This is a genomic window from Simiaoa sp., from assembly GCF_051972595.1.
Classification (GTDB): domain Bacteria; phylum Bacillota; class Clostridia; order Lachnospirales; family Lachnospiraceae; genus Acetatifactor; species Acetatifactor hominis.
On the sequence record NZ_JBOKRY010000001.1, the window covers coordinates 74,972 to 94,266 of the forward strand.

16 protein-coding genes are annotated in these 19,295 nt (G+C 43.7%); all 16 read right to left on the minus strand.

Going from position 1 to position 19,295, the window contains the following annotated elements; genetic code table 11:
• Positions 1 to 4: 4 nt before the first annotated feature.
• On the minus strand, positions 5 to 751 hold the full coding sequence (gene sufC, locus ACTRDR_RS00355) for a Fe-S cluster assembly ATPase SufC (RefSeq protein ID WP_440525730.1): 747 nt from the start codon (positions 749 to 751) through the stop codon (positions 5 to 7).
• Positions 752 to 1,161: 410 nt separating this feature from the next.
• The gene (locus ACTRDR_RS00360; protein ID WP_440525731.1) at positions 1,162 to 2,364 is read right to left on the minus strand and encodes a hypothetical protein; all 1,203 of its coding nucleotides are present in this window, start codon (positions 2,362 to 2,364) and stop codon (positions 1,162 to 1,164) included.
• 264 nt (positions 2,365 to 2,628) lie between these two features.
• Positions 2,629 to 4,716: a heavy metal translocating P-type ATPase gene (locus ACTRDR_RS00365; RefSeq protein WP_440525732.1), complete on the minus strand. Its 2,088-nt coding sequence runs from the start codon at positions 4,714 to 4,716 to the stop codon at positions 2,629 to 2,631.
• 27 nt (positions 4,717 to 4,743) lie between these two features.
• Entirely contained in the window at positions 4,744 to 5,043 is a 300-nt protein-coding gene (locus tag ACTRDR_RS00370) for a DUF6110 family protein (RefSeq protein ID WP_440525733.1), read from the minus strand.
• Between the two features lie 140 nt (positions 5,044 to 5,183).
• The gene (locus ACTRDR_RS00375) at positions 5,184 to 6,221 is read right to left on the minus strand and encodes a DnaJ C-terminal domain-containing protein (protein WP_440525734.1); all 1,038 of its coding nucleotides are present in this window, start codon (positions 6,219 to 6,221) and stop codon (positions 5,184 to 5,186) included.
• Positions 6,222 to 6,455: 234 nt separating this feature from the next.
• Complete coding sequence (locus ACTRDR_RS00380) at positions 6,456 to 7,637, minus strand: D-alanine--D-alanine ligase family protein (RefSeq protein ID WP_022153357.1); 1,182 nt, start codon at positions 7,635 to 7,637, stop codon at positions 6,456 to 6,458.
• A 75-nt stretch (positions 7,638 to 7,712) separates the two neighbouring features.
• Positions 7,713 to 9,290 (minus strand): UDP-N-acetylmuramoyl-tripeptide--D-alanyl-D-alanine ligase, encoded by a 1,578-nt coding sequence (locus ACTRDR_RS00385; protein ID WP_440525735.1) that lies wholly within the window; start codon positions 9,288 to 9,290, stop codon positions 7,713 to 7,715.
• Positions 9,287 to 10,057 (minus strand): alpha/beta fold hydrolase, encoded by a 771-nt coding sequence (locus ACTRDR_RS00390; protein WP_440525736.1) that lies wholly within the window; start codon positions 10,055 to 10,057, stop codon positions 9,287 to 9,289. Before ACTRDR_RS00390 ends, ACTRDR_RS00385 begins: the two co-directional genes overlap by 4 nt.
• Positions 10,058 to 10,121: 64 nt before the next feature.
• The gene (locus ACTRDR_RS00395; protein WP_440525737.1) at positions 10,122 to 10,628 is read right to left on the minus strand and encodes a hypothetical protein; all 507 of its coding nucleotides are present in this window, start codon (positions 10,626 to 10,628) and stop codon (positions 10,122 to 10,124) included.
• Positions 10,629 to 10,639: 11 nt separating this feature from the next.
• On the minus strand, positions 10,640 to 13,999 hold the full coding sequence (locus tag ACTRDR_RS00400; protein ID WP_440525738.1) for a hypothetical protein: 3,360 nt from the start codon (positions 13,997 to 13,999) through the stop codon (positions 10,640 to 10,642).
• 9 nt (positions 14,000 to 14,008) lie between these two features.
• On the minus strand, positions 14,009 to 15,067 hold the full coding sequence (locus ACTRDR_RS00405; protein ID WP_440525739.1) for a ligand-binding sensor domain-containing protein: 1,059 nt from the start codon (positions 15,065 to 15,067) through the stop codon (positions 14,009 to 14,011).
• Positions 15,039 to 15,686, minus strand: a complete 648-nt coding sequence (locus ACTRDR_RS00410) for an ATP-binding cassette domain-containing protein (protein ID WP_440525740.1) — start codon at positions 15,684 to 15,686, stop codon at positions 15,039 to 15,041. Before ACTRDR_RS00410 ends, ACTRDR_RS00405 begins: the two co-directional genes overlap by 29 nt.
• Positions 15,670 to 17,202 carry an ABC transporter permease gene (locus tag ACTRDR_RS00415; RefSeq protein WP_440525741.1) on the minus strand — a complete coding sequence of 511 codons (1,533 nt, stop codon included), beginning with the start codon at positions 17,200 to 17,202 and terminating at the stop codon, positions 15,670 to 15,672. The genes ACTRDR_RS00410 and ACTRDR_RS00415 overlap by 17 nt, the downstream gene beginning before the upstream one ends.
• Positions 17,203 to 17,229: 27 nt before the next feature.
• Positions 17,230 to 18,234, minus strand: coding sequence for an extracellular solute-binding protein (locus ACTRDR_RS00420; protein WP_440525742.1), 1,005 nt, complete (start codon positions 18,232 to 18,234; stop codon positions 17,230 to 17,232).
• 79 nt (positions 18,235 to 18,313) lie between these two features.
• Positions 18,314 to 18,739: a hypothetical protein gene (locus ACTRDR_RS00425; protein ID WP_440525743.1), complete on the minus strand. Its 426-nt coding sequence runs from the start codon at positions 18,737 to 18,739 to the stop codon at positions 18,314 to 18,316.
• A 1-nt stretch (position 18,740) separates the two neighbouring features.
• Positions 18,741 to 19,226, minus strand: a complete 486-nt coding sequence (locus ACTRDR_RS00430; protein ID WP_440525744.1) for a zinc ribbon domain-containing protein — start codon at positions 19,224 to 19,226, stop codon at positions 18,741 to 18,743.
• Positions 19,227 to 19,295: the final 69 nt, after the last annotated feature.

The following is a 19,295-nucleotide window of genomic DNA, read 5'->3' on the forward strand; positions in this document are numbered from 1 at the left end:
TCCTTTATGCTTCCAGAAAACGTTCGAAACCATGCTCGTTGATCTCGTCTACCAGGGAAGCGTCGCCGGACGCCACGATCTTACCGTTCACCAGTACATGGGTCTTATCCACATGGAGAGACTCCAGGATTCTGGTGCTGTGGGTGATGATCAACAGCGCACCCTTTTTGTCCTTCTGGTACTCTTCCACACCCTTGGATACCGTACGCACCGCATCCACATCCAGTCCGGAATCGGTCTCATCCAAAATTGCCAGAGCGGGCTTTAACATAAGTAACTGTAAGATCTCCGCCTTTTTCTTCTCACCGCCGGAGAATCCCACATTCAGATCACGGTCACCGTAAGAAGGATCCATCTGCAATACCTCCATGGCCTGCTCCAGCTCCTTTTTGAATGTCCACAGTTTGATACGGGAACCACTTCTCTGTTCCACAGCATTCCGAATGAAATTCCGAAGCGATACTCCGGGTACCTCCAGGGGATTCTGGAAGGATAGGAAAATACCGTCCTTCGCTCTCTGGTCTGCGGTCTCCTCCAATAATTGTTTTCCTTTGAACAGGATCTCACCACCGGTCACCTCATAACGGGGACTTCCCATGATGGTGTAACCCAATGTGGATTTGCCCGCACCGTTGGGTCCCATGAGGACATGGGTCTCTCCGGGACGAACCTCTAAATCTATTCCATGAAGGATGGGCTTGTCCTCTACACTTACGGACAAGTTACGCACCTGTAATAATTGTTCTGACATATACTTCCTCCTATCTCTAGCGCTTGACTAGGAATTATTATATCATTATATACATGCATTTACAAATATGCAACATGTAATTCCTACAAAAGTACCGTACATTCTATCCATATCAGGGACAAAAGTTATAAAAGTGATCCATGGATATGGAGATCAAAAAAAAGATAAGCCACTGCAAGTATATCCTGCTATGCAGCGGCTTATCTTTTATTTTATGCTTCTTCTCTTAGAGGACCCTTGATATAGATCACCGCAGCCAGCTTACCGTCAATTGCCATATACAGGCGGGAGTATTCCTCAGACATCTGATCAAACAGTTCCTGTTAACCCTCCGGAGTCTGTGCCTGTTCATCTCTCTGCCGGAATTGGTCAGATAATTCTCAATAAGCGGATATCCCTAAAATTTCATATTATCTGTTGATCTGTTTATTTTCAATCGACATTTTGTGATTTAAAATTCTCACATAGGTCAAATAAATTCCTATATTAATCACAGACAGCAACGGTAGAGCAAAGGGATATTGGTTCAAAGCATTGTAATACAAGTAAGAACCGTATGTCGTCATGGAAATTCCCAACAGCCCCACTGTCAACGGAATCGTCTCCGGCAGTAAAAAAGCTATCAGAATCGACAAAATTTCATAACTATATCCATACCGTTCATGCATTCCCGGCATAAACAAAATGCATGTATAAATTAGCAGTAATCCCATGTATAACAGATTTTTCCCGGTAAATTCCACCTTACGGTACAGCCAGTACACCATTAGAATTGCCAGTATTACAATCGTAGAAAGCATTGCAACATTCCATATCTCTTCATAACCAGTATAGGGATTCGTACATAGCGTCAGCCAAAAACTGGGATAATTCATTGCAAACTGTCCAAACCATTCCGTCTGACCAAAGTATACCTCAAACACATCAAAAAGACCTCTTCCGCCCAGAATCACATTTGGCAGCCCGGACAGAAATAATACTCCAAACGGAATCAGAAAATGCAGGACAGTAAACTTCTTGCGGGAAAAATACCAGAATGCATAAAGCGGCAGAATAAATAAAGCCTGCAATTTGAATGCAAAACCTACTCCCAACCATAGAAACGATGGAATATAACGTTCTTTTGTAAAATAATATAGAGAAATCATAATAAAAAAAGTATATATTACATCACATTGTGCCCAGGTTGCTGAATTTAATATGACAATGGGCGAACACAATACACAAGTATACGCCAGGGCTCCCTTCCAGGTACTGGTGCGTCCTATCAGATCATATACAAACCATCCGCAGATAACTGCCAGCAGATAATCGAACAGAATAGACAACATCTTATATGCAAACAAAGAATCTATTGGAAGATAAGTCATCAATGCAATCAGAAACTGAAACAGTAAATTATAGCTTCCTACCTGTTCCCGCAATCCACCCTGTAATGCGCCTGCTGCCTTGATTTTTTCGTACCAGTCCATAAGATAGCCAATATAATCTGTACTCACATAATGTCTCTGATCAAACCTTAATACTGTACCTATGACAGTAGCCGCCACCACAAGTAACAGCGGAATGTGTTTTTGCACCCATTCTAATATCTTTCGTTCTACCTGAAACATACTCCCTACCTCTTTTATCTTAATCTGTAATACCCTGTAAATATTTTCCAAGGGTATGTCTCTATTCTAATAGAAGACTTCTGATTTCGCAATGTAAAAATCGGTCACACAAAAGTACCGTACATTCCGTTCCATATCAGCAACAAAAGTTATAAAGACCTCCCGTAGGAGCTGTGATGCAGCAAAGTGATCCATGGATATGGAGATCAAAAAAAGATAAGCCTCTGCAAGTATATCCTGATATGCAGTGACTTATCTTTGATTTTATATTTCTTCTCTGTCCAAAAGATTCTTCATGCTCTTGGTGCTGATCCACAGGGTAGATGTATTATGCAGAAGAGCGGAAGTGGTGGGAGGAATGATACCTGCCACACCTAAAATGATCAGTCCGGTGTTGATGCCTACGATCATGCGATAATTTTTATGGATCCGCGCCATCAGGGCATTACTCAGCTCCTTCAGTGTCGCTACTTCCTGTAAATTATCCGCACCGATAGTCACATCCGCGATCTCTCTGGCGATCTGTGCGCCTTCGCTGATGGCAATCCCTACGTCTGCCGCTGACAATGCCGGGGAATCATTGATGCCATCGCCGATCATAATGACCTTATGGCCTGCCTGCTTCTCCTGCTCCACGAACTTCGCCTTGTCCTCCGGCAATACCTCGGAATAATACTCGTCCACACCAACGATTCCGGCAATGGATCTTGCGATACGATCACTGTCACCTGTCATCATAACGACCTTGCCAATCCCCAGACCTTTTAATTGCTTTATTACCTCAGCGGCCTCTTCTCTGAGAGGATCCTCGATATAGATCACCGCAGCCAGCTTACCGTCTATTGCCATATACAGACGGGAGTATTCCTCAGACAGCTGATCGAACAGCTCCTGCCTGCCCTCCGGAATCTGTGCCTGCTCATCCTCAAATACGAAATGGTAGCTGCCGATGATGATCTTCTTACCTTCCAGAGTGGAAGAGATTCCATGCGCTACGATATATTCCACTTTGGTATGCAGTTCTTCATGTACCAGCTCCTTACGGGCTGCTTCCCGCACCACTGCCTTCGCCATGGAATGAGGGAAATGCTCCTCCAGGCAGGCGGCGATCCGAAGAAGTTCATCTGTGGACTGTCCGTTAAAGGATATCACATCCGCCACGGTGGGCTGTGCCTTGGTCAGTGTTCCGGTCTTATCAAATACGATGGTAGTGGCATCTGCCATAGCCTCCAAGTATTTGCCGCCCTTCACCGTAATCTCGTAGGTGCTTGCCTCGCGGATCGCGGACAAAACAGCTAACGGCATGGACAGCTTCAGTGCACAGGAGAAATCCACCATCAGTACGGATAATGCCTTGGTCACATTCCGCGTGAACAACCATACCAGACCGGTACCTAAGAACGTATAGGGTACCAGCTTATCTGCCAGGTGCTCTGCCTTACCCTCCAGAGAGGATTTCAGCTTCTCGGATTCCTCGATCATGGTCATGATCTTCTCGTATTTGCTGGAGCCGCCGGTCTCCTTGACACAGATGGTCAGCTCACCCTCTTCTACCACGGTTCCGGCATAGGCAGTTCCACCGGGGATTTTTCTCACGGGAACGGATTCTCCGGTGAGAGACGCCTGGTTCACCATACCTTCTCCGTCCGTCACTGTACCGTCGAAAGGAATCACATTGCCCATGTGGATCCTGACCAGGTCTCCCGACTTAATGGACGTGGACGGCACCAGGATCTCCTGTCCCTCGCTCACAACCCATACCTTGTCAATGTTTAAGGACATGCTTCTCGCCAGATCGCCGACAGACTTTTTGTGCGTCCACTCTTCCAGTATCTCGCCGATGCCAAGCAGGAACATTACGGAACCTGCAGTGTTGTAATCACCGCGCAGCACGGATACGCCGATAGCGGTGGCATCCAGTACCGGCACTTCGATCTTCCCCTTTGCCAGGGTCTTGATTCCATGCCAGAGATATTTGAAAGATTTTACCGTGGTGATCACGGAACGGATATCCATGGGCAAAAACAGCCTGATTCCATAGTGCATTACTACTTTATTGATCAGCTGATCCTTATATTCCCGGTTCATCTCTCTGCCGGAATTAGCAAGATAGTCCTCCGGCACTTCCGTACCCTGATACGTAAAATTCTCCAGTGTCTTCAGTGCTTCCTCCCTGGAACCGGTATAGACTACCGTAACATCCAGGGTGCGCTCCTGAATTTTGGCACTGACAATATTCTTCTGTCCGTCCAGATAGTATTGCAGTGTATCTGCCTGCGCAAAGCTCATGCGGCTCTGTAAAATGTGAACCCTGAGTCTCCCCTTTATCTCATGTTTGATCACAAATCTCATAATTTATGCCTGCTTTCATGAAAGGGATCATTCTGCTGCTGTGATCTTAGTCTCTGCTGCTTCTGCGTCATATTCCTGCGCTGCCTGTGCTGCTCTGTCCTCGTTGATCTGCTGAGCTTCTGCGTAGATATCCTCTGCGTTCTCCTGGATAGTGGTCGCAGTCTTCATAACACACTCTTTTGCACGCAGAACAGCTGCGGTGCAGTTGGTGTACAGCTTCTTCGCATCCTTGCTGGACAGTACTTTGATACCTGCGGTTCCGAACAGAACACCTGCTGCGAAGATACCGGTTTTTGCTTTATCAATCTTTTTTAAACATTTCAACATAATTCATTTCCTCCTGTATGAAGTCTTTTGTTTATTCTATTTATGAATGAATATTATAAGCACCTGTTTTTCCTATTTCCAGTTTTTTTCGTTTAATGAGAAATTTTATCATTTATCAAAAAACACAAAAGGCCAGTGGATCAAAATCCACTGACCTTCTTGTATTCCTGTAATTTTTCTTTTGCTGCCGGGGTCAGATTCTTAGGCACCTGAATCTGGATCACGACATACTGATCGCCGTGGGCACTTTTATCCTTCATGGATACAACGCCCTTGCCTTTCAGACGGATCTTGCTGCCGGACTGCGTACCTTCCTTCACTTTGCACATGACATCGCCGTACAATGTGGGCACACGGATCTCGCCGCCCAAGGCTGCTGTGGTATAGGGGATATTGACCGTGGTATACAGATCCTGTCCTCTACGCTCCCAGCCCGGCTTCTCCTGTACCGTCACCTTCAGATACAGGTCGCCACTCTCACCGCCGGAGTAACCTTCACCGCCCTTACCTTTCAGACGGATACTTTTACCGGTGTCAATCCCTGCCGGAATGTGCACCTGCACGGATTCGGACTTGCCGGTAGCCGGATCTCTTAAGGTAAAGGTCTTGTCGCAGCCATGCATTGCTTCGTCAAAACTGATGGTGATGCCGGATTCCACATCCTGACCTTTGCTGCGGTAGTTCGCCCGGCTGCCCCGTCCGGATCCTTTCTGTCCCTTGAAATACTGTCCGAACAGATTGTCGAAAATATCCTCATCCCCGCCGAAGCCGCCAAAATCACCGGTACCGAAACCGCTTCCTCCTGTGCTGTAATGGAACGTGCCGTTACCGAAGCCGCCGAAACCATCGGTACCAAATCCGCCGGTACCTCCATTGTAGTGGAAGCCGCCTCCGTTCTTAAACTGCTCCTGATACTGTCTGGCTGCCTCTTCGTTAAATCCCTCCTGGAAAGCAGCAAAACCGTAAGTATCGTATAGTTTCTTCTTTTTTTCATCCCCCAGCACATCGTAAGCTTCGTTGACTTCCTTCAGCTTCTCCTCTGCCACAGGGTCTCCTGCATTAGTATCCGGATGATATTTTTTCGCCAGTTTCCGGTATGCTTTTTTTATCGCTGCGGCGTCCGCTGTCTTGCTGACACCCAGTACTTCATAATAATCTCTTTTTGTTGTCTTCGTCATATTCCCTCCATTCTGCCCAACCGGTGAGCCACACAACCAAGACGTTTTCCATGTAAAAATCAGCCCCACAGTTTCCTGCGCGGCTGACCACTTCACATCTCTTTTCAAACAATTGTCTGCTGCTGCAGTCGCTTGTTCCTCTTACAGAGATTATATTATCACTATGATTTAGCACTCGCAAGAGGTGAGTGCTAAAAAATATATTAAATAATCATAAAATCCATAAACCGGCTATTACAATTTACCACCCTTAGAGCCGCCAAAGCTTGCGGAATTCAGGATATTGGTGTCAAAGGTAAAGGTCAGTCTCTCCTCGGTACGGGCTCTCTTCAAAGACAGCTGGATCATCCGGTCCAGAAGCTCCTTGTAAGGAACACCCACCGGCTCCCACAGATAGAATGCCAGAGATCCCGGGATGGTATTGATCTCATTGAAATACAGCTTGCCGTTGTCTTCATCAATCATAAAGTCGATACGGGACACACCGTTACAGCCCAGCGCCTTGAAAGATCTGACTGCCAGTTCCCGCACCTCTTCTCTCTTCTCGGGAGACAGTTCCGCAGGGATTTTGCGGGATACACTCGCCATACCCTTGGAGCCGCTGCCCTTGGCATTGCTGACGTATTTATCTTCATAGCTTAAGATGTCTTTGGTGTGCAGGGGTTCTTCGCACTCAGAAGCAATAGCGTCATTCTCATCTCCCAATACCGAGCAGTTGATCTCACGTAAATTGGTGATGGCGTGCTCCACCAGCACTTTGGTCGCATACTTGAACGCATCGTCGACGGAGTGAGTCAGCTCCACACGATTTTTAGCCACACTGATGCCTACGCTGGAACCTAAGTTGACCGGTTTTACGATCACGGGATATCCCAGTCCTTTTTCCACTTTGTCAAGGAGAGTCTCTATCTGTGCATAATCCGACAGTGTATACAGCTGTGCATCCAGTACCGGAACATCACACTCTTTTAATACAGCTTTCATAATGTATTTGTCCATGCCGATGGCGGATGCGGTCACATCACAGCCCACGAAGGGGATTCCCATGGTCTTCAGATAACCCTGGAAAGCACCGTCCTCTACGTTGGTACCGTGAACTACGGGGAAAGCCACATCGATCTCTACCGGTTTCTTCCCACCGAACAGCTTCACCGGGAAAGGAGTCAGGAATACCCTGCCGTCCTCGTTGGTCATGATGACTCTCTGGGACTTTTTCAACAGTTCATCGATATTTTTATAGGATTCAATCTTGCCGATCTCCTCACCGATATACATTTCATTACGCTTGGTCATATAGACCGGGATCACTTCGTATTTGTCTGTGTCCATATTCATGACAGCCTGGATGCCGGAGATCACGGATACTTCGTGTTCTACACTCTTGCCGCCAAACAGCATTGCTACTCTTGTCTTCATCTATTTTTCCTCCTGGATTTTCCTACTCTCTATCAACTATCCGGAACCACTTTTGCAAAATCGCACCTGAATTGTCTAATAGTTATCCGTAAGATCATTCTCTAATAAAATATACTTATGTCCCTGCCCTTTGATGGCATAGGCGTAAGATACGGCTTCCTCCAGCTTGTCAAATACAAGGCATTTCTCTTCCGGGAATCCCTTCTCCAGCACGCCCTCCCTGATGGGCTCGGTATGTCGTCTGCCCACTAACAGGATGTAATCACAACAATCCGCTGCATAATTGCCGAATTTATGATTGTACTCCGCTTCCTTGTCACCCAGCTCCACCATGCCCGGCGTGATCAGGATCCGGATACCGTCAAACATAGCCAGCGTCTCGACCGCAGCCTTAGAACCTACGGGGTTGGAATTATAAGCATCGTCAATAATAGTCACGAGACCGTGCTCCCGCATCTGCATACGATGGGGCACCGGCTCGATCCGGCGTACCGGGATCCGCAGTTCCTGCAGCGTCATACCCATTTTATGAGCGACTGCGATAGCCCCCACCACATTGATGACATTGTGGGCACCGATGAGACGCATCTGGAATCTCTCGCTCTCGCCGTCCGGGGTCACTACGGTGAACTCCGTACCTAACTGGGATACCTTCACATCTTTGGCGCAGTATCCTGTCCCTTCCGTCTCGGAATAATAGAATATCTTCTCCGGGGTCTGATCATAAGCGGAAGAAGCTGCCTGCTGCTTAATATAATCGTTGTCGCCGTTTAAGAACAACATGCCGCCTTCCGGCAGGGCATCCGCCAGCTCGAACTTCGTCTTCTGAATATTCTCCATGTTAAAAAAAGTCTCTAAATGCTGCGGTCCGATGGATGTGATCACACCGTGATCGGGATGCACCATATCGCAGATCTCCTTGATATCGCCCACATGGCGGGCACCCATCTCGCAGACGAAGATCTCCGTGGTGGGCTTCAAGGAGCCTCGGATGGTCCGCACCACTCCCATAGGAGTATTAAAACTCTCCGGAGTCACCAGCACATTATATTTTTCCTGCAATAATGTCTGCAAATAGAACTTCACACTGGTCTTGCCGTAGCTGCCGGTCACACCGATGACGGTAAGTCCCGGGACGCTTTTCAGCTTTCTCACAGCATCATTGATATAATGCTGATTGATCCCCGCCTCCATGGGATGATTGATGACATTTGCCACAATATCCAGAAAAAGATTCACAGATACCAGGATCAGGCACAATCCCGGGATCCGATTCATTCCGCCCAATCCACACACCAGAGCGAATACCGCAGCCGTAAGGATCAGCTCCGTAGTGAGCAATCTCTTGACCCGGGCGGTATACACCAGCTTTTTCTTCGTGTTCATCCGCTTCATGGCACGATATACCACGATGATCACGAGCAGTACCAGATATTCGAAGATTTCAAGGGCAAGATACGGAAACACACAGGTCACAATGCCCAGTGCCAGACCAAAATAGAGAATCCATTGCAGCCGGAACTTCTTCTTCAGCCAGTGAAGGTGTTCTTTATTCTTATAGCCGTTCTGCTGGAACATATGCATGTTATACCGCATGGTATAAAAATATGCCGGAACCGCAAGCACGACCGCTATCAGCACACGTATGATCATTTCAGATATGCCTCCATAATTCCCCGGAACTGTGCCGGTTTCTCAAGGAAAGAAAAATGACCGGTTCCCGGGATCACTGCCAGGCCGCAGTTGGGGATCTTCTCTTCCATAATATGTGCATCCCGGATAGGAGTTGCCGTATCCTGATCTCCCCAGATCAGCAGTACTTCCTGACGGATCTTCGGAAGCAGCTTTGTCAGATCCTCATTCACTGCCTTCACCATACACTGACGCATCATGGGTGTCGCATTGCGGTAGTCTGCCGATCCCTGTCGGCTCCTCCAGTCATCGATCACCTCCGGGAACATGGCATAGATCAACTTCATGTTCAGGAATTTCTTCAGGATCTTGTACTTACGGATCTTCCATTTCTGCGCAGTAGTACGCACCGGCAGGACACCGGCGCTGTCGATCAGGATAATATTCGTGATCTCAAAAGGGATGCTCTCTCTGGCTGCCAGCTTGATGATCACGCGTCCGCCGTAAGAATGACCGATGAGTGTTGCCTTCTTTATCTGCATTACTTCCATGAATTTGCAGAAAAAGTCCGCAAATCCGTCCACATCCCAGGGTTCCTTCGGTTCGTCACTGCCGCCGAAGCCCGGAAAATCGAACTGGATCACACGGTATCTGCTGCCGTCAATGGCACCTGCCACAGAATCATACACTCCCAGATCCGTACCCCAGCCCTGTAAGATCACAACCGTCTTATCACCGGTACCGGTTGTTTTTACACATATATTATATCCGTCTACTACTATATTCATTGAAAACCTCAATTTCAAATTGCACTGTTACAAATTTTTATTATAAGCTGAAAGTATCACAATATCAACCAAAAGCTTCTTTCCCCAATTTTATGCCATAGTTTTCATAAGCAAATTTACTGTTTCTTTCAAGCCAGCTACCAAAAGAGAGATTTTCTTTTTCATAAGATGCACAATTTTCACTAATCAGCATATTGACCTTATCTATTACCTCCTGAATATCTATCTTAAATTGTGCCTTCCCCTCTTTTTCCTTCTTGAGTTGGTAAAATAGAATATTCATCAAGGTTTGCAGCGCCGGAAAACTACCGGCTACATTGATCATAGCGTACAGACCATCTCGATAGCCTGTATCAATCCCTGATGTATTATCTCTTGCGTAGCAATTATGAATCGCATCCACGACTGCCTGATAATTATGACCGGCACCGGGATAGCTTTCAATACGGCAGTTGCCAACACCTGAAAGCAACGCCAGATACGCCATTCTATTGCCTGCAACATATTTTTTGTTGATAATATTCACCATTGCTTCAGCCTGATCCACTAATTTATCATATACAGTTCCCATTTGCTTTTCTCCTATCTCATAATAGATATTGTGTAGCCGACACCGTCACTGGTACCGGACAATTCATTCGATCCACTTGATACAGCATCACTGATTATATCATGTAAAGGCTTTTGTGTCACTTCAACTTCACCACTTAATAGTCTTCCACCAGACACAAATTGATCCATGTAAGCACTCCAGCTATTGACAGATGGCATGGAAATATTTGTTCCGTTTAATGGAACTTTTGTAGTAATCATATATGCACCATCTGCTGAATTTAATGGCACACCGGATAACACTTCCTGTCCGAATCTTTCATAATCCGATATCTTAAATACCCCACCTTCATATGAACAAATATCACCATATTTATCTGCATACTCACTCAATTTGCTAATAGGTACTGAGAAAATGCCACCACCTGATTCTAAGCTTGTCTTAACGTCTCCAAAATTTCCTCCAAAACTAAGAATATTTGCTCCATTTACTTCAGCATTTTGAAATGTCACAAGTTCCAATTCCACAGGATTTCTACTTAACTCGTCAGCAACTTCCTGCAGATTTGTACATTTTAGTAAATGCTCATTATCAGGGCAAAGACTTTTAACATATTGAACTATCGCATCATCACTAATGAACTCATCTGCTCTTGGCAATAACTCACTATGTTCTATACCTGTATATACCTTAGTGCCGGCAGATTTTGATATTTTTAATTCAAGAATATCATCCAGGCTATACTTATCGGTATCAAACAGTCCTTCGTCATATCTACGCTTGTATTCAGTAATTGTATCTATTCCATTTAATTTATTTTCTGTTAATTTGAGCGCAGTTACATCTTTATCACTAACAATATCTTTGAGCATCTGCTGTTCTTCAGAACTTAAGTTATCCCAGCCATTGCCCCAGGCATCTCTTGCCTCTTTCGTAATATCATACTGTTTGTCGGATTCTAATCTGGAAATATATTTATCAATAACCTCCTCGGAATACCCGGAATCTTTCCCTATTTTCCGCAATGCCTCTGTAGCTTCTTCATTTGCCTTGATAGGATCTACCTTTTTGGCATTAGAAATTGCTTCCTTTGTCACTAATAACTGATCTTCATCTATTAAACTTTTTGATTTTTTGGCTGTCGCACTCACTACTTCATCTGCATTTTTCCCAGAGGTTTTTGCAACAAATGCCAAATCATCTGTGTGCTTCAATACATCTCCAGCCTCGCCAATAAGACCATGTGTATCCAATGCAAGTCCAAATCCATCCAGGGCAAGTGCTCCCCAGTCTCCTTCCTTGATATCATACGAGCAATCCCTAATTCCTGTGACAACACCAAACGCATCGCCAAATCCCGGTACCAGAGGAACTCCCAGATTTAAAACCGCAGCAAGTTTAGAATCGCCTCCATATGGACTATAATTTCCCCATATAAAATCGTATGCCGCCTTTCTACCGGTTTCCGTGAAGGTTGCTCCAAGCGCTGCCGCTCCAAAGCTGGTTGCTGCTGCGGCGGCTACGACTGCCGTACCAAGTCCAAATGTCAGACAGCCAACAGCTACAGCCGCTGCTAAAGTAAGAGAGAATCCCAGAACAGTCTGCCAACCATAGTTTTGCATAAGTCCCGACAGTGTGCTGCCTGACTCGGTCCAACCACCATCATCAGCAAATGCAATTAATGGTGAAGCCGTCATAACCATTACTATCTGTACAGAAATGACAGATAATACAAAGATTGCTGCCACGGTTGGTTTATTCACCTTAATAATTCCAAGCTTGATAAAGGACAGAAGGATAACAACAATCGATATTGTTAATCTGACCCAGAAATTAAAATCCAGCACAAACCAGAGTATCGCATTAAGAATGGAACACAAAATCAATCCTATACCGATACCAAATAGTCTGAGTTGATATTCTCCAAATAACGGAGCCCGGCTTTTACCGCTCATCACCTTTTTATACCGGGTACTTGAATGAAATATCATCAGAAATGGGGCTATTGCACCATCTTCGCATTTCATACAGGAGAACAAAATCATGACAGCAAGTAAAAAAACAGTAAACGGATTGAATACCGCCATGTTCAAAACGGATGCTATTGCCAGACCTGTCCATACATAATAACTCATTCCTCTCGGAACGGCAGCTGTGTAATGCTTGATGTTCTTCCCAAAAGAAAATACATGCGATATATTTGTTTTGACTTTTCCGGAAACTATGTCACCGACAATCGTTCTTAAAGCAATTGCCAACAGGTAATACAATAATGCCGTAATCGTAACCGTGTTAACTGTTCCGGCAAATGTCGGCATTCCGGTCACGGATGAAGTCTGTGCAACACCCGCCAGCAAATAGGCCGTAGACTTGCCAAAAACAGCTCTTATATTAATGTTAAATGTATCGTTCAGGTAACATAATGCATAAAGATTCCATATAAGTGTAAGAACAGACATCAATACACATAAGCCGACTCTTTTCAGTATATTTTTCCAGTTGGTAAAGCTCTTGAAAAAATTGACAAACATCATTTTTATGAAACCGAACAATCCTTTGGGAAATGTTTCATTTCTTGTCAATTTCAAAAAGCTCAGTCGCGTGTAGTATTCTGGATCCTCTATTTTTCCATCTTTTGTTTCCGGCTTATTGTCATGCTCTTTATTGGCACGACAATGACTACCAATATATCTTACGATTACTTCCTTCAGTTGATCATTGCTATATTTTTCAATATGAATTACTCTGTGATGATCATCTAAGGATATCTCTTCAAGCTGTTTTTTTCCAATATGGATCAACTCATCTGCTTCATATTTTTTACCGCTTATATTCTCAATGCACTGCAGAAAAACCCGGTTCACAGGTTCCACTTCCAAATGAATACTACGCCCTTGTTCTGAAAAAATCTTGTTGGCATTCTTCAATTTAAATTGCTTATTTGTATCTTTTTTCTCTATTTCGCTGCTAAAGTAATCATAAACAATTCCGATATCCGAATCTGCCACTAAAACAGCCCTGTCTTTTACCGCATCCTGCTGCATAGCAAGATACATTCCATCCAATTTGGTAACAAATATTCCCTTCTGATCCGAATAAGACGCCTTTTTTATCGTAACAATATTTGAACTTTGTGACCATGCATTTATAAATGTATATACAACCCCATTGATAGTGGTTTCGTTGCCATTTCGAACCAGTGTCCCATGCTTTATAGCCAGATTGATAAGTTGTTCCAGCTCTGTCTCATTCGGTTTTGCATAAAGTAACGGTGCATTCACAAAGCCCGTGACATGCGCACAATTGGTTTTTCTCATAAAATACTTAAATACTAAAATAAATTCGTTTAAAGATAATTCATTTATTACTGCCGGTTTTTCCTTTTTCATAATGTTTGCCTACTCCACAATATTTTGGGGTACGATCGTAAGACCGTACTTTCCTCCAAGCCAATAACTATCTTTTACCTTTATCAGACACTTTATTTCATTATCCGACAAACCATTCTCTTCTTTTAAATACATTCCCTGAAGTTCTGACTGCAGACCATCATCTGCATAGTTAAGAATGAGTACTCCATCATATTCCGTTGTGATCCACAGATAACCATCCTCATCCAGAAAAAGCTGTCTTACTTTTTCTCCCGGAACCCCGTTCTCACTGAAAAATGTAGCTGTAATTTTGTATTCTCCGTTTATCTTTTGGACAAGTGCCAGTCCACCATCATCCATGTATCCGGTTCCAACCAGCATTTTTTCATCCCCGAGATATTGCAACGAGGTAACATATGCATGGGGAAGTCCGTCTGCGACAGTAATAAAATGAGTGCCGTCATTATCCCAAATACTAATTCCTCCGTTTTTATGATCCAGATAGGATGCGAACCACAGGCTATGCCCTGTGCTCTTTATTACATTGACAGAATCACTGCATAATCCGTTTGAGGAATTATATATACTTTCTACCTTCCATCCCGACGGACTTCGTATTAAGCTGGCTGCGCCATGATAAGTTCCGACCCAGAGTCTTTCCCCATCCCATTCCACAGTATTCACACGTCCTTTGGGAATATCCGGATAACTAAATTCCAGTCTGTCACCGTCTCCATTCTCCTGAAGCCCTGTCAAGCCATCTTCATGTCCGATCCACACGGTTCCATCAGAACTTTTTGTTATTCCGGCAGAATAGATAAGATTTAGTCCTCCATAATATTTAATTTCTTCTCTTGTATCCGCATTATATACATATACACCATCGTTGCATCCTACCCATACATTCTCACCATCATAATAGAGTGCTGAAATTTCTTCGCCGGATTTCAGGATTGTAAAATCTTCCCTCCAGGGAACATTCTCATCCCGGTTTTCCACAATTTTTCGGGAAATAATAAATGCCAATAGGATAAATAAAGCAAACAGGAAATATAAACTATATGTAAGGAAACGTCTTCGCCGCATTTTCATCTCTCACATCCATTCTGATCTGCCGACACCCCAGAAAATCTGCTTCCATCTTACTGTGTGTTACATACAATATCGTTTTCCTGTCCTTATAGTTTTGGACCAGATACTCCAGATTTTTCAGTTTTGTCTTTTCATCAATATTGGACAAAGGCTCGTCTAATAGCAAGATTCCCTTATCTGCTGCTAATGCTCTGGCCAGTGCAACTCTTTTGGCCTGTCCACCGGATATTTCTTCCGGAAATCTCTTTTCCAATCCGCCGATTTCCAAGGCATTCATCAGTTCATAAATTACGTTTTTATCTTTTTTTGCCATTCCATATGCGATATTTTTCCACACCGGCATATGATTCCACAATACCGGCTCCTGATATACCAATGCAATATTTCTTTTATTGGGAGGAGTCCGGTCATCCATGAAAATACCATTGAGGAAGACACTTCCACTATCCGCATTCTCCAGTCCTGCCAGAATTCTGATAAAGGTACTTTTCCCGCATCCGCTTTCTCCCAAAAGCACCACCATTTCTCCTTCATTTACAGAAAGTGAAAAATTTTTAAGTACTTCCTGTGAATACTGCTTACATAAATTCGTCACTTCAATCGCTTTTTGCATGGTGTCCCCCATATCTTTTTCTTATCACACACACCGGAATCACTTCCAGCAAAAACAGAAACAGCGTTACCCACAGGCAAAATCCCGACACATATTCCGATGCGCCATAATGCAGATAATTATATATCTTTACCGAAACAGTCTCTGCTCCGGGCGGCATCAACACAAGCATGATTCCCTCTTCACCAAAGGACAAAAAGAAAACTAATAGAAATGAGCTCAATATTCCCGGCAAAAACATTCCCAGTTCCAAAAGCGTTTTTTCATACCGGTTTTGTTCATATAAAACCGCTAATTCAATGCTTTTTCTATCTATGCGTTTCATCGTACTCACTAAAACGATAAGCGCAATCGGCATATAATGTATTGCACACCCCAGTGCCGGCATAAATAACGAAGTGCTTAGCCAATGAACCCAGGAGCCATTGACAGCATTTAATAGTCCCATCGCCTGCAGCGATCCCGGTATCACCATACTTCCCAACATAATCATCCAGATCAGTCCATTTTCGCAGTTTGCTAAAAAAACGGCTGCAGGCATCACACAAAGGACTGCTATAAGAGCTGCCAAAGAAGCTATGATCAATGTCACGCCTGCCTGTTCATAAATCATATCAAATGATTTCCAAATATTCTGCATTCCATCGGATGTAATTGTAAAAGTTATTACCGGAAGCAGTACCTGACAGACCAAAAGTCCAAACGAAACATTCATAATTCCTTGTAACCACACAGGATATTTACATTTCACAAAGCTTTCACTTCTCTGCGGTTGATTCATTTTTCTGATTGCCTGTTGTACAAACGCTAATGGCAAAAGTAACAGGATCAACAAGGGTAATGACATTGCATACGCATTTGCGCTGCTACCAGTCCTTCCGTATGCAGAGTATAAGTCCAGTACATAGGTATTATATTGAAACATGGACGGCACGGAAAAATCTGTTACCGACAGAATAAATACTGCTGCAAATGCTGCTACAATATATGGCAATATTTCAGGGAGTATGTTTTTCCACAATACCTTAGAAGACTTCTGATATACCATTGCCATTTCTTCAGACTGCCTGTTACACATTTCAAGAGCTGAAAGAATCAATAATGTAGTAATGGGAAGGTACGTCATAGTTTCCACGAAAAGACACGCCCCAAAGCCTTGTGCTGAATATTTTAAAATACCGGGTCGTATGAAAGCCAGCACTCTGATCAGATACATCCACGACAATGCATAGATATAATAAGGCACAGGCATCAACAAAACGAAAAAATATCTGTACCACCTGTCTGACAGCCATCCCTTATGAATATAATTAGCAGCCAGACCTCCTAATACGCAGGTCAGGAGTGCAGCAAGTCCTCCAAGTTTTACGCTGTTTAGCAAAAGACCTATCTGTCTGGCATCCGGCAGTCTGATCTGCTCAACAGTCTCCCTCCATGCAAAAAAGAGAGGGAGCCATACCATGATGATGTATGGAACTATACTCATTCCCTTAAAAAATCTTTTACAATCTCTCATGACGTTGCTCCCTCGTGAAGCTCTTATTTATTGCGCTCTGCTAAAAATAGTTTCCATATCTTTGCTTGCGATATCCAGATACTCGTAAATATCTTCCAGATTAAGATTCATTCCTTTAATTCCACTATCTGACACAGCATCTCTACAGCTTACATCAAAGAATCCCATGTCTACCAGCTTTCTCTCTACTTTTTCAGATAGAACAAAGTCCATAAATGCTTCTGCGTTTTTTTGATCCGGTGCTCCCTTAATAATAGCAGCAGTGCTGGGTGTCATTAATGTGCCCATTCCTTCTTCAGCTTGGTCAGGGAATACCATTACCACCGGTGCTCCATCTTCTATTGCTTCTTTGGCATCATCCGTATCTGTGAACCCGATTGCCACTTGTCCTGTGGCTGCCATATCTTTGGTCACAGAGTTTCCATCTACTACCTGTACTCCTTTGTCTGCAATACTTTGAAAATATTCTCTTGCCTGTACTTCTCCTAATTGTGCATATATTGCAGCCGCCATAGTTCTGGTCGTTCCAAACATAGGGTATGCTATTGCTAATTGGCTTCCTTCATATTTATCATTTGCAAAATCATAAATACTATCGGGATATTCCTGTTCTGTCAATAAGTCTGTATTGACCAGAAATACTCTTGCCCGTCCTCCCATAGCCGTCCAGGTTCCATCTGCCGCTTTATAATATTCCGGAATCGTATCTGCTTCTGCCGGAACATAGGCTTGCAGCATTCCTTTTTTCTCCAGATCAATCGTTTGAATAAACTCATTGTTCCAGAATACGTCACACACCGGTTTCTCAGCTTCCGCAATGATCCGGTTGGTCAATCCTGTGGTTTTATTGGATTCCGTATCATAAACCGCCTTTACTGTAATACCGGTCTCTTCTTCAAACATTTCGAATATCTCATCTGCATACACCTGGTCAACTGCTGTATACACTACTACCTCATCCTGTTTTTTACCGCAGCCGGCCATACTTAACATAAGTACCATACCTATATTAAGTAAGATCCGTTTTTTCATTTGTTTCCTTTTCATTTTTCACTCCCGGATATACATATAGACCAGCCAAAGGCCGGTCTATATCCATTTTGACTGTCTCTTAAATGTATTTATCTATTAACTTATCAATTACAGGCAGTTTTATAGTTCCCTGGTTGAACGCTTTATAGATAAGTGCAGCAAATACTAAATCTTTCAGTAAGCTGACCATCTGAGAAATCACGCTAAAAATATTGTCAATAATTGAAAAACGAATACTGTTACCAAAGAAATTAAAGAATACATTGAAAACTTCGGTAATCACATCCACAGCATCCGGAATCAGACCAATTAAAAGAGACAGGAAGCTGAAACATGCCAGTGTTGCAACTGCTTTCACTGCGGTCTTCTTAAGCCATTCATTGGATTCCATGAGAAGCACATATCCTGCCAACAGGGTAATTGCTATATATCCTCCGAATAATGCTGCCACATATAAAAATGCACCAAAAATCCCAACGGAAACTCCTAATTTTGTCTTCTCCATTTTACTTTTCCTCCTCTATTTTGGTACCGCACTTTGCACAGAAAGCTGCGCCGTCATTGATTACTTCACCACAATTGGGGCATTTCTTCTCCACCACATTCTGTTCCGTGGCTTCCACAGACTCCGTCACCGGTACCGGCATCGCAGTGCCACAGGTAGCACAGAAAGCAGCAGTCTTGGAATTCTCTGCGCCACAGTTAGGGCACTTAACTACACCCTTAATTTCAACGATCTGCTGTTCATAAGCCTTGATCTTCTCCATTGCCTCTTTAATAACTGCAATCTGCGCTTCGTAATCTTCTTCCGAATCTTCAGAATGATTTTCGAAATACTTTTTTCCAATTTCAGAATAAGCTGTTTTTATCTTATTTTCCTCATCTGAAATACTGGAATTGATTTTAGCCACATCCGCCAGTTCCTTTGTCTTGGCAATAGCCTCCTGCCCTGCTGAAGAAATCTTTTTTCCAAAATCATCAAAAAAACCCATTTTGTACCTCCTCATATTTTGTTAATAACTGAAACTATATTAACTCTTTTGTATAAAAAAAGCAATGGA